Below are 11,969 nucleotides of genomic sequence, written 5' to 3'. Positions count from 1 at the left end.
TCAGCCGCAGGTATGACCGTAGGCATGCACGTACGTATGAAAGGGGAAGCCCAGGTGGCAAGGAGCAGCTCGGGATTCGTGGCCGCGCTCACCGTGGCCGCTCTCGCGGTGGTCGGCTTCCTCGCCTTCCAGGCCTCGGCGAGCGCGCCCCCGGCCGCCGAACTGGCGGCCCCCGGCACCAGCGCGTCCCCCTCCGCGAAGCCGTCGAACGCGCCACTCCCGGGGGCGCCCGCCACCCGGGAGGACCTCTCGGTGCCGGCGGACTCGGGCACCGGCGTACGGGTCGTGTACGCGCTCGGCGCGAAGCGGGTGTGGCTGATGGGTGTGACGAAGACGCCGAAGACGTTCGCGGTCACGCCGTCCACGATCAGCCCGAAGCCGGGCACCTACATCGTGACCTCGCGCTCGGGCAACGTCACGGGCTCGGACGGCGTCGCGGTCGAGCACGTGGTGCGGTTCGCGAGCGTCCAGAACGTGGCGATCGGCTTCAGCGCGGCGGTCGACGGCTCGACGGCGAGCCCCAAGACGGACAGGAAGACCGGCGGGATCCGCATGAAGCGGGCGGACGGCAACGCGATGTGGACGTTCGCGACCGTCAACTCGAAGGTCGTCGTCGTCCCGTAACCCCGGGCACCCGGCACCGGCGACGTACACCCGAATGGGCTAGGCGGCGTCCTTGCGGGCGTCGTCCTCGGCGGCGGGCGGGGCGCTCTCGCGCGGCGGGGTCGACACCGCGCTGGCAGCGGCGCACGAGGCGAGCACATCGTGTACCGACACCTTGGGCGGCACCGGTACGCCCCGCGGGGCCTGCGGCTTCGCTTCGCGTTCCGGCACGGTCATGGCGGCCTCCTGAGGCTGCGGAAGAAGGCGCGGTTAGGTAGACCTAACCAGGTCTCTGTCTCCATGTGACCACGCCTGGTGCGACCCGCGCAACATTTTGCCGACGTCTTGTCGGAATGTACGGCACCCTCCCGTCGCGCCGCCGGCGCGTCGTCAGAGGCTCTCGACCCCGGCGCCGGTCCAGCGGGCTCCGATCCCGGTGATCGTGACGATCCTGCGGTCGTCGTCGGTCTCGCCCACCACGCGGTCGATCAGCACCTGGAGCCGGTCGTCGGAGAGCTCCTCGACCTTGCCCTCGCCCCACTCCACGACCACCACGGACTCGGGCAGCGACACGTCGAGGTCGAGGTCCTCCATCTCGTCGAGCCCCCCGCCGAGCCGGTACGCGTCCACGTGCACCAGCGCGGGCCCGCCGACCAGCGAGGGGTGGACCCGGGCGATGACGAAGGTGGGCGACGTCACGGCGCCCCGGACGCCGAGGCCCTCGCCGAGGCCGCGGGTGAGGGTCGTCTTGCCCGCGCCGAGCTCGCCGGTGAGCATCACCAGATCGCCGGGGCGGAGCAGTTTGGCGATGCGGTGGCCCAACTCCTGCATTTCGGAAGGGGAGTTGAGGGTGAGGCGGGTGCCGGCGTCAGCCGCCGGGCTGCTGTGCGGTGCTTCCATACGTCCCAACGTTAGCGGCCTGCGGGACCGCGCCGACCCGGGCCAGGAGGTCGGCGAGGCGGTCGGTGACCGTCTCGGGGTGCTCCAGCATCACCAGGTGCCCGCCGTCCGGCACGATGACCAGCTCCGCGTCGGGCAGCAGATCGGCGATGGTCTCGCTGTGCGAGCTGGGCGTGACCAGATCGCGGTCCCCGGCCAGGACCAGGACCGGAACCTCCGCGAAGACCGCCAGCGCCTCGGCTTTGTCGTGCTCGGCGAAGGCGGGGTAGAACTCCGCGACGACATCGATCGGCGTGCTCTCGATCAACCGCTCGGCGAACCGGGCGACCGCCGGGTCGACGTCCTTCGAGGAGAACGAGTAGCGCTTGATCATGCCCGCGAACAGGTCGGCCGTCGCCCGCCGCCCCCGCTCCACCAGCTCGGCCTGCGAGCCGAGCGCCTTGAGCACCCCCGGCAGCACCCGGCGCACCGCGTTGACCCCGGCCACCGGAAGCCCGTAGTTGACCTCGCCCAGCTTGCCCGAGGACGTACCGACGAAGGCGACGCCGACCACGCGCTCCCGGATCAGCTCGGGGTACTGGTCGGCCAGGGCCATGATCGTCATGCCGCCCATGGAGTGGCCGACCAGGACCAGCGGGCCGTCCGGTGCGGCCGCGTCGATGACGGCCTTCAGGTCGCGGCCGAGCTGGTCGATGTCGACCGGCACGCCGTCGCGCTGGGCCTTGCCGCGGTCGGAGCGGCCGTGGCTGCGCTGGTCCCAGTACACCGTGCGGATCACTCCGCGCAGCGCCGCCCGCTGGAAGTGCCAGGAGTCCTGGCTCAGGCAGTAGCCGTGCGAGAACACCACGGTGACCGGGGCCGGGGGCTTGCGCCCGAAGAGCCTGCGCCTGCGCGAGCCGTTGGACCCCGCCTCCGGCTCCACCTCGTCGGTCTCGTAGTACAGGACGGTGCCGTCGTCGGCGACCGCCTTGCCCGGCGTGCCCCGCAGCGCCCCGTAGGGCCCGGCCGCGTCGAGCGCCAGGCGCGCCTTCATGCGCATGCCGCGCCCGACGGTGAGCCGCTCTATGGCGACCCCCGCCGCCGCGCCCGCCGCCACCACACCTATCGCGGCCCCCGCGATGCCCGCCAGGCGCCAGTTGCCCAGCGCCGACTGGGCATCCTGGACCGCGGATGCGACGGCGTCCCCCGTGCTGGTCTCGCTCACCGTGCCGCTCCGCTCTTACTCGTCGTCGGAACACTCATTCAGATAGACGCGGGGCACCCGTGCACCGATCCTGGTCACGATCTCGTAGCCGATGGTGCCCGCGGCTTCGGCCCAGTCCTCGGCCGTCGGCTCGCCCCGGTCGCCCGGTCCGAACAGGATCGCCTCCGCGCCCGGCTCGACCGTGTCCCCCTCAAGGTCGACCACGAACTGGTCCATGGCAATCCGGCCCGCCGCAGTACGTACTTTCCCACCGACCAGAACCGGACCGCGCCCCGAGGCGTGCCGCGGGATGCCGTCGGCGTATCCGAGCGGGACGAGGCCGAGGGTGGTCTCGCTCCCGGTGATGTAGTGATGCCCGTAACTGACGCCGTGACCCGCCGGAACCTGCTTGGCCAGCGCCACCGAGGCCGCGAGCGTCATGACGGGCCGCAGTCCGAGCTCCCGCGAGGTGCCGAGCTCGGGGGCAGGCGAGACACCGTACATCGCGATGCCGGTGCGTACGAGGTCGAAGTGCGTCTCGGGGAGCGTGAGCGTCGCCGGGGAGTTGGCGATGTGCCGCACCTGAGGCGTGACGCCCGCCTTCTCGGCGAACGCGAGCATCTCCTGGAAGACGGAGAGCTGGGCCGCGATCGAGGGGTGCCCCGGCTCGTCGGCGCAGGCGAAGTGCGACCACAGGCCGGTGACCGTCACCTCGGGGGCGGCGAGCGCGGCATGGACCAGTTCCGGCCAGTCGGCGGGCTGGCAGCCGTTGCGGCCGAGCCCGGTGTCGGCCTTGAGCTGGATCCTGGCGGTGCGCCCGGCGGCGCGGGCCGCGTCGGTGACCTCGCGCAGCGCCCACATCCCGCTGACCGAGACGTCGATGTCCGCCTCGATCGCCTCGCGCCAGGGCCCGCCCGGCGTCCACAGCCAGCACAGCATCGGGCCGTCGATGCCGGCGGCGCGCAGGGCGAGCGCCTCCAGGGGGGTGGCGGTGCCCGTCCAGGCCGCACCGGCCTGCCGCGCCGCCCTGGCACACCGCACCGCGCCGTGTCCGTACGCGTCCGCCTTCACCACGGCCATCAGCTGCGCGCCGGGTGAACAGGCGCGCAGCGTACGCACGTTGGCGCGCAGCGCGCCCAGGTCGATCTCGGCGCGGGCGCGCACGGCGGGGTTCTGTGTCTTCGCGGTCATCGCGCCAAGTCTCTCAGAGCGTACGGGGACCCGGATTGTGCCGCGGGACACACGCGCTCAGGTGCCGTCCCGGTGCCCCCACACATAGACGGAGTCGCCCTTGCGCAGGACGTCCCAGAGCTTGTGGGCGTCCGACACGCTGAGGTTCACACAGCCCTGGCTGCCGACGCTGGTGTAGACGCTGTGGTAGATGGCGTGGAAGGCCTGGCCGCCGTCGAAGAACTGGGCGTACGGCATGGACTGGTGGTAGATCGTCGACCAGTGGTTCTTGTGCCGCCAGTAGATCTTGTGCCAGCCGGCCCGGGTGGGCAGGCCGGCCCGCCCGCTGCGGATCGGGACCGGTCCGAACGTCACCTTCTGGCCCGTCTGCACCCACATCAGCTGCCGCGTCAGATCCACACAGGCCACCCGCTGCGCCTTGACGGGGCACTTGTGCGCGGCGTTGGGATTCTTGCGCGCCGACAGGAACTGCATCCGGGACCAGGTGACCGGGCCCGCGAAGCCGATGGTGGGCTGAATGCCCTGCGCCTGCTGGAACTTGCGGATCGCGGCGCAGTCCGCGGCGGACTGCCTGCCGTCCGCCCTGAGCCCCAGCCAGCGCTCGACCTGCCGCTGGTAGGGCCCGGTCCTGGTGGTGCAGCTGCCGGCCTTGGCCGCGAGCTCCTCCCGCGGCACGTACTCGACGAGCCGGTCCGCGCCCTCGGGCGCCGCGGCGGGTTCGACCCGGTCCTCGGCGCTCGAAGGCTCATACACGAGCGGCGGCAGCACCTGGTCGGGGGTGTCGAGCGGGGCGGCCTTCGGATCGAGCGGCACCCCGGGCACCAGCACATCGGCGGGCACGGTCTCGGCGGCCCCCGGCGCGGGCGGGGCGGGGGGTGCGGGGATGCCGGGCGGCGGGGGCAGTGGGTAGTCCGCCGCGGGGGCGGCGGCCCCGAGTGCGAGCGCGGCCGCGAGCACCAGCCCACGCGCGCCCCATTTCTGACGTTTCTTACGTGTTTGTCCTTTGGTCATGCGCCCAGCGAACCCCGCGCTCCGGGCGTGTCGCGGAAGCCGCGCGGCACATGTCACCCGGCTGTGGGCCAAGCGTGGGAGCGCGGCCGGGGGCCCGGGGCGGTCAGACCCCCGTCACATCCCGCCACACCCCCGGCAGCGCCTCTGCCACCGCGTACGCCGTCGTCGGGGCGCCCTGGGCCGCGTGGCGGCCCGCGAGGCCGTGCAGGTAGGCGGCGACCGAGCCGGCGTCCCGCGCGTGGAGACCGGCGGCGAGCAGCGAGCCCGCGAGGCCGGACAGCACGTCGCCGCTGCCGGCCGTGGCCAGCCAGGGGGTGCCGGTCGGATTGACCCGGACCGGTCCTTCGGCGTCCGCGACCAGCGTGGTCGAGCCCTTCAGGAGGACCGTCGCGCCGTACCGGGCGGCCAGTTCGCGCACCGAGGCCAGGCGCTCGGCCTCGACCTTCTCGCGCGGGACGCCGAGCAGCGCCGCCGCCTCGCCCGCGTGCGGGGTGAGCAGGGTGGCCGCCGACCGGGCCCGTACCTCATCCGGATCGAGACCGCGCAGCCCGTCCGCGTCCACCAGCACCGGCACGTCGGAGGCCAGCACCTCGGCCACGCCCGGCTCCTCGCCGAGACCGGGCCCCACCACCCACGCCTGCACCCGCCCGGCCTTGGCGGGCGAGCCGTCCGACACCAGGGTCTCCGGGAAACGCGCGATCACCGCATCGGCGCCGGGCCCCACGTACCGCACGGCCCCGCCGCCGCCCCGCAGCGCCCCGGCCACCGCGAGGACCGCCGCGCCGGGATACCGCGCCGACCCGGCGACGACCCCGAGGACCCCCCGCCGGTACTTGTCGCTCCCGGCCGCCGGAACCGGCAACAGGTCGGCCACGTCGGCGTGTTGGAGCGCCTCGACATCGGGGACCGAGGGCAGGTCGAGCCCGATGGGGATCAGCCGCACCGCCCCCGCGTACTCCCGCGCGGGGTCGATGAGCAGCCCCGGCTTGTACGCCCCGAACGTGACCGTCGCATCGGCCCGCAGCGCCTCGCCGGCCACCTCGCCGGTGCCCGCGTCCACGCCGCTGGGCAGATCGACGGCGACCACCAGCGCGTTCGACCCGCGGGCGGCCCGTGCGACCGGCACCGCGTCGGGACGCAGGCCGCCGTGGCCGCCGATGCCGGTGATGCCGTCGAGTACGAGGTCGGCGACGGCGAGCACCTCGTACGGGTCGTCGGCGACGCGTCCGCCGGCCCGGGTCAGCGCGGCGAGGCCGCCCCGGTGGGCGCGGTCGGGGGCGAGCAGCACCGCGTGGACTCCGGCGCCGCGGCGGGCGAGGCGGGCCCCCGCGTACAGCGCGTCGCCGCCGTTGTCCCCGCTGCCGACGAGCAGCACGACCCGGGCGCCGTACACCCGCCCCAGCATGGCGGCGCAGGCCGCGGCCAGCCCGGCGGCGGCCCGCTGCATGAGCGCGCCTTCCGGCAGCCGCCCCATGAGCTCGGCCTCGGCGGCCCGGATTGTCCCGACGGAGTAAGCGGTACGCATGGGCCCAACTCTCCCCCACCCCGCCCCTTCCCGAAACTGGGGGCTCCGCCCCAGACCCCGCTCCTCAAACGCCGGAGAGGCTGGAAGTTGCCCCTTGTCCGGGAAGGGGCGGGGTGGGGAAAGATCAGCCCTCCGCGATCACCACCGCCGACGCCACCCCCGCGTCATGGCTGAGCGAAACATGCCACTGCCGAACCCCCAGCTCCGCCGCCCGCGCCGCCACGGTCCCCCGCACCCGCACCCGCGGCTGCCCGCTCTCCTCGACGTACACCTCCGCGTCCGTCCAGTGCAGCCCTCCCGGCGCCCCCAGCGCCTTCGCGAGGGCCTCCTTCGCCGCGAACCGCACCGCCAGCGAGGCGGCCCCGCGCCGCTCCCCGCTCGGCAGCATCAACTCCCGCTCCACGAACAGCCGTTGGAGCAGCGCCGGGGTCCGCTCAAGGGACTCCTCGAACCGTACGATCTCCGCCACGTCGATCCCCACCCCGATGATCATTCGACGGTGACCGACTTCGCGAGGTTGCGCGGCTGGTCCACCTCGTTGCCGCGCGCGGTCGCCAGCTCGCAGGCGAAGACCTGGAGCGGCACGGTCGCCACCAGCGGCTGGAGCAGCGTGGGCGTGGCCGGGATCCGGATCAGGTGGTCGGCGTACGGCACCACGGCCTCGTCCCCCTCCTCCGCGATCACGATCGTCCGGGCCCCGCGCGCCCGGATCTCCTGGATGTTGGACACGATCTTGTCGTGCAGGACCGACCGGCCCCGGGGCGAGGGAACCACGACCACCACCGGCAGGTCCTGCTCGATCAGCGCGATCGGCCCGTGCTTGAGCTCGCCCGCCGCGAACCCCTCGGCGTGCATGTACGCCAGCTCCTTGAGCTTGAGCGCGCCTTCGAGCGCGACCGGGTAGCCGACGTGCCGACCGAGGAAGAGCACGGTGTCCTTGTCGGCGAGCGAGCGCGCCAACTCCCGTACGGGCTCCATGGTTTCGAGGACCCGGTCGACCTCGGAGGCGATCTCGGCGAGGTCGTGCACGACGGCCCGGATCTCGTCGCCCCACTTGGTGCCGCGCACCTGACCCAGGTACAGGGCGACGAGGTAGCAGGCCACCAGCTGGGTGAGGAAGGCCTTGGTCGAGGCGACGGCGACCTCGGGACCCGCGTGCGTGTACAGCACCGCGTCCGACTCCCGCGGGATCGTCGACCCGTTGGTGTTGCAGATCGCGAGCACCTTCGCGCCCTGTTCGCGGGCGTGCCGCAGCGCCATCAGGGTGTCCATGGTCTCGCCGGACTGCGAGATGGCGATGACGAGCGTGCGCTGATCGAGGATCGGATCGCGGTAGCGGAATTCGCTCGCGAGCTCCGTTTCGCACGGAATCCTGGTCCAGTGTTCGATCGCGAGCTTCGCGATCATTCCGGCGTGGTACGCCGTCCCGCACGCCACGACGACGACCTTGTCGACCTCCCGCAGCACCGCGTCGGGGATCCGCAGCTCGTCCAGGGTCAGCGAGCCCGCCGCGTCGATCCGCCCGAGGAGCGTGTCGGCGACCGCCTTCGGCTGCTCGGCGATCTCCTTGAGCATGAAGTAGTCGTAGCCGCCCTTCTCGGCGGCCGAGGCGTCCCAGTCCACGTGGTAGGCCCGGGTCTCGGCCGGCGCCCCGTCGAAGTCGGTGACGTTCACCCCGTCCCGGCGCAGCTCGACCACCTGGTCCTGGCCCAGTTCGATCGCGGACCGGGTGTACGCGATGAAGGCGGCGACGTCGGAGGCGAGGAAGGACTCCCCTTCGCCGACGCCCACGACGAGCGGCGAGTTGCGCCGCGCGCCCACCACGACGTCCGGCTCGTCCGCGTGCACCGCGACCAGCGTGAACGCGCCTTCAAGGCGCCGGCACACCTGCCGCATGGCCTCCGCCAGGTCCTCGGAAGAGGAGTAGCACTCGGCGAGGAGGTGCGCGACGACCTCGGTGTCCGTCTCGGAGGCGAGTGTGTGGCCGCGCTCCGCCAGCTCGGTCCGCAGCGCGGCGAAGTTCTCGATGATCCCGTTGTGTACGACCGCGACCCGCCCCGCGTTGTCCAGGTGCGGATGCGCGTTGGCGTCGGTGGGCCCGCCGTGCGTGGCCCACCGGGTGTGCCCGATGCCGGTCCCCCCGGCGGGCAGCGGCGCCTCCAGGAGCGCCTTCTCCAGATTGACCAGCTTCCCCGCCTTCTTCGCCGCCGCCAGCCCGCCGTCCGCGAGCACCGCGACACCCGCCGAGTCGTATCCGCGGTACTCCAGCCGTTTCAGCCCCGCGACCACGACGTCGAGCGCCGACTGCCCGCCTACATATCCCACGATTCCGCACATGGCGGCAGCCTACGACCGCGGCACCGCTTTCCCGGGCCATCCCGTGGACCCCGTGGAACCCTTCGGCCGGTTTCGTGCCCGGACGCCCCCTGGCCCCACGTGACCCACCCCACCCCCCACGCGGGAGCCGCACCACCCACAATGGGGAGGTGATCACTTCGCCGCCACGGAGCGCCCACCGCAAGCCGGAGGCGACTCCCTACGTGGACCTGACCCGCGCAGAGTGGAGCGCGCTGCGCGACAAGACGCCGTTGCCGCTGACCGCCGACGAGGTCGAGCGGCTGCGCGGGCTCGGCGACGTCATCGACCTCGACGAGGTGCGGGACATCTACCTGCCGCTGTCGAGGCTGCTCAACCTGTACGTGGAGGCCACCGCCAATCTGCGCGGCACGCTCAACACCTTCCTGGGCGACGCGGGCAACGGGCACGGCACCCAGCGCGGCACCCCGTTCGTCATAGGGGTGGCGGGCTCCGTCGCGGTCGGCAAGTCGACCGTGGCCCGACTGCTCCAGGCGCTGCTCGCCCGCTGGCCCGAGCACCCCAGGGTGGAGCTGGTCACCACCGACGGCTTCCTGTACCCGATGGCCGAGCTCCAGCGCCGCGGCCTGATGTCGCGCAAGGGCTTCCCCGAGTCCTACGACCGCAGGGCCCTGACCCGGTTCGTCGCGGACATCAAGGCGGGCAAGGACGAGGTGACCGCGCCCGTCTACTCGCACCTCATCTACGACATCGTGCCCGACGAGCGGCTCGTGGTGCGCCGGCCGGACATCCTGATCGTGGAGGGCCTCAACGTCCTCCAGCCCGCGCTGCCGGGCCAGGACGGCCGCACCCGGGTCGGCCTCGCCGACTACTTCGACTTCAGCGTGTACGTCGATGCCCGCACCGAGGACATCGAGACCTGGTACCTCAACCGCTTCCGCAAGCTGCGCGAGACCGCGTTCCAGAACCCGTTCTCGTACTTCCGCAAGTACACCCAGGTCTCCGAGGAGGAGGCGCTGGACTACGCGCGCACGACCTGGCGGACCATCAACCGGCCCAACCTGGTGGAGAATGTGGCGCCCACCCGCGGGCGGGCGACGCTCGTCGTGCGCAAGGGACCCGATCACAAGATCCAGAAGATCTCCCTGCGCAAGCTCTGAACCGTCGCGGGGACGCTCTCGCTCACCCCGGCGAAGTCCGGAACGCCTTCGCCGGCCCGCCCAGAAACTCTGGACGAGCCGGCGAAAGCGTCAACTGCCTCAGCCCAGCGCCGACTTGACCACATCGGCGAGGCGGCCGGCGATCGAGCGGGCCTGCTCGATGTCGGCGGCCTCCACCATGACGCGGACCAGCGGCTCGGTGCCCGACGGGCGCAGCAGCACCCGGCCGGTGGCGCCCAGCTCACGCTCGGCCTCGGCCACCGCGGCGCCGAGCTCGGCGGAGGTGGTGACCCGGGACTTGTCGACGTCGGGGACGTTGACCAGGACCTGCGGCAGCCGCTCCATGACGGCGGCGAGCTCGCCGAGCGAGCGGCGGGTCGCGGCGACCCGGGCGGCCAGCATCAGACCGGTGAGCGTGCCGTCGCCGGTCGTCGCGTGGTCGAGGATGATCACGTGGCCGGACTGCTCGCCGCCGAGCGCGTACCCGTGCTCCTTCATCGACTCCAGGACGTAGCGGTCGCCGACCCCCGTCTGGACGAGCTCGATGCCCTCGCGCTCCATGGCGATCTTGAAGCCCAGGTTGGACATGACGGTGCCGACGACGGTGTTGCCGCGCAGCGTGCCCGCCTCGCGCATGGCGAGGGCGAGCACCGCGAGGATCTGGTCGCCGTCGACCTCGTTGCCCGCGCCGTCCACGGCCAGGCAGCGGTCGGCGTCGCCGTCGTGCGCGATGCCGAGGTCGGCGCCGTGCTCCACGACGGCCGCCTTCAGGAGGCCGAGGTGGGTGGAGCCGCAGCCGTCGTTGATGTTGAGCCCGTCCGGCTCGGCACCGATCGTGATGATCTCGGCGCCGGCCCGCGTGAACGCCTCCGGCGAGACCCGCGCGGCCGCGCCGTGCGCCTCGTCCAGGACGACCTTCAGACCGTCGAGGCGGTTGGGCAGCACCCCGATGAGGTGGGCGACGTACCGGTCGAAGCCCTCGTCGTACGACCTGACGCGGCCCACGCCGGCGCCGGTCGGGCGCTCCCACGGCTCGCCCGTGCGGTGCTGCTCGTAGATCGCCTCGATGCGGTCCTCCAGCTCGTCGGCGAGCTTGTGGCCGCCGCGCGCGAAGAACTTGACACCGTTGTCCGGCATGGCGTTGTGGCTGGCCGAGAGCATCACACCGAGGTCGGCACCCAGCGCACCGGTGAGGTACGCCACCGCGGGGGTGGGCAGCACACCGACGCGCAGGACGTCCACGCCCGCGCTCGCGAGGCCCGCGACGACCGCGGCCTCCAGGAACTCTCCCGACGCGCGGGGGTCGCGACCGACCACGGCGGTCGGCCGATGCCCCTCAAAGGTCCCCGCCTCGGCGAGCACGTGCGCCGCCGCGACCGACAGGCCGAGCGCGAGCTCAGCCGTCAGATCCGAGTTGGCGACACCGCGCACGCCGTCCGTGCCGAAGAGTCGTCCCACGTCTGTCCTCCGAAAACCTCAAAGTGCCAGGTGATAGACGAACGCCCCGGCAGCACGGAAAGTGCTGCCGGGGCGAACGAAAGCCGTACGGGCAGGCGCGGATTTAGCGCTTGCTGTACTGCGGAGCCTTACGGGCCTTCTTGAGACCGGCCTTCTTGCGCTCGACCGCACGGTCGTCGCGGGAGAGGAAGCCGGCCTTCTTGAGGGCGCCGCGGTTGTTGTCCACGTCAGCCTCGTTCAGCGCGCGGGCCACGCCGAGGCGCAGGGCGCCGGCCTGACCGGACACGCCGCCACCCGAGATGCGGGCGATGACGTCGTAGCGGTTGTCGAGTTCGAGCACCTTGAAGGGCTCGTTGACTTCCTGCTGGTGGACCTTGTTCGGGAAGTAGTCCTCAAGCGTACGCCCGTTGATCTTCCACTTGCCGGTGCCCGGAACGATCCGGACGCGGGCGATGGCGTTCTTGCGGCGACCCAGGCCGGCGGCCGGCTGCGGGTCACCGAAGCGGGACGCCAGCGACTCGGAGGTGTACTCGCCCTCGACGGGCACCTCGGACTCGAAGGTGGTCACTTCGGCGTAGGTCTCGTCGCCCTCAAGCGGGGTCTCGACGGTGGTCTCGGCCAC

Annotated in this window: 12 protein-coding genes; 2 read left to right on the top strand and 10 right to left on the bottom strand. The window is 72.6% G+C overall.

The genetic code is table 11. From position 1 onward, the window contains the following. The first annotated feature begins 24 nt into the window (after positions 1-24). Complete coding sequence (locus tag ACIQ8J_RS08720; RefSeq protein WP_403268400.1) at positions 25-624, top strand: hypothetical protein; 600 nt, start codon at positions 25-27, stop codon at positions 622-624. Positions 625-663: 39 nt separating this feature from the next. Here ACIQ8J_RS08720 and ACIQ8J_RS08715 read toward each other — a convergent pair whose 3' ends face one another. The 8 genes from ACIQ8J_RS08715 to glmS form a co-directional block, all read right to left on the bottom strand. Beyond that, entirely contained in the window at positions 664-840 is a 177-nt protein-coding gene (locus ACIQ8J_RS08715) for a hypothetical protein (RefSeq protein WP_403268397.1), read from the bottom strand. A gap of 153 nt (positions 841-993) precedes the next feature. Further along, complete coding sequence (gene tsaE, locus ACIQ8J_RS08710; protein WP_403268395.1) at positions 994-1,503, bottom strand: tRNA (adenosine(37)-N6)-threonylcarbamoyltransferase complex ATPase subunit type 1 TsaE; 510 nt, start codon at positions 1,501-1,503, stop codon at positions 994-996. Next, positions 1,472-2,707: an alpha/beta fold hydrolase gene (locus ACIQ8J_RS08705; protein ID WP_403268392.1), complete on the bottom strand. Its 1,236-nt coding sequence runs from the start codon at positions 2,705-2,707 to the stop codon at positions 1,472-1,474. Before ACIQ8J_RS08705 ends, tsaE begins: the two co-directional genes overlap by 32 nt. A gap of 15 nt (positions 2,708-2,722) precedes the next feature. Beyond that, entirely contained in the window at positions 2,723-3,877 is a 1,155-nt protein-coding gene (gene alr / locus ACIQ8J_RS08700; protein WP_403268389.1) for an alanine racemase, read from the bottom strand. Between the two features lie 57 nt (positions 3,878-3,934). Continuing rightward, positions 3,935-4,888 carry a L,D-transpeptidase family protein gene (locus ACIQ8J_RS08695; protein WP_403268386.1) on the bottom strand — a complete coding sequence of 318 codons (954 nt, stop codon included), beginning with the start codon at positions 4,886-4,888 and terminating at the stop codon, positions 3,935-3,937. A gap of 103 nt (positions 4,889-4,991) precedes the next feature. Further along, positions 4,992-6,413: an NAD(P)H-hydrate dehydratase gene (locus ACIQ8J_RS08690; RefSeq protein ID WP_403268383.1), complete on the bottom strand. Its 1,422-nt coding sequence runs from the start codon at positions 6,411-6,413 to the stop codon at positions 4,992-4,994. 124 nt (positions 6,414-6,537) lie between these two features. Further along, on the bottom strand, positions 6,538-6,906 hold the full coding sequence (locus tag ACIQ8J_RS08685; protein ID WP_403268380.1) for a holo-ACP synthase: 369 nt from the start codon (positions 6,904-6,906) through the stop codon (positions 6,538-6,540). Continuing rightward, on the bottom strand, positions 6,903-8,750 hold the full coding sequence (glmS, locus tag ACIQ8J_RS08680; RefSeq protein WP_403268378.1) for a glutamine--fructose-6-phosphate transaminase (isomerizing): 1,848 nt from the start codon (positions 8,748-8,750) through the stop codon (positions 6,903-6,905). The genes ACIQ8J_RS08685 and glmS overlap by 4 nt, the downstream gene beginning before the upstream one ends. A 149-nt stretch (positions 8,751-8,899) precedes the next feature. On the opposite strand from glmS, the gene coaA reads away from it, so the two are divergent. Further along, positions 8,900-9,889 (top strand): type I pantothenate kinase, encoded by a 990-nt coding sequence (gene coaA, locus ACIQ8J_RS08675; protein ID WP_403268375.1) that lies wholly within the window; start codon positions 8,900-8,902, stop codon positions 9,887-9,889. Positions 9,890-9,988: 99 nt separating this feature from the next. On the opposite strand, the gene glmM is transcribed toward coaA, so the two are convergent. Continuing rightward, positions 9,989-11,347 carry a phosphoglucosamine mutase gene (glmM, locus tag ACIQ8J_RS08670; RefSeq protein ID WP_403268372.1) on the bottom strand — a complete coding sequence of 453 codons (1,359 nt, stop codon included), beginning with the start codon at positions 11,345-11,347 and terminating at the stop codon, positions 9,989-9,991. A 103-nt stretch (positions 11,348-11,450) separates the two neighbouring features. After that, positions 11,451-11,969, bottom strand: coding sequence for a 30S ribosomal protein S9 (gene rpsI, locus ACIQ8J_RS08665; RefSeq protein WP_399055857.1), 519 nt, complete (start codon positions 11,967-11,969; stop codon positions 11,451-11,453).

Origin of the sequence: Streptomyces sp. NPDC094147, from assembly GCF_044764265.1 — a bacterium.
In the GTDB taxonomy this organism is placed as follows: Bacteria; Actinomycetota; Actinomycetes; order Streptomycetales; family Streptomycetaceae; genus Streptomyces.
This window is presented reverse-complemented; position numbering and strand designations above follow the sequence as displayed.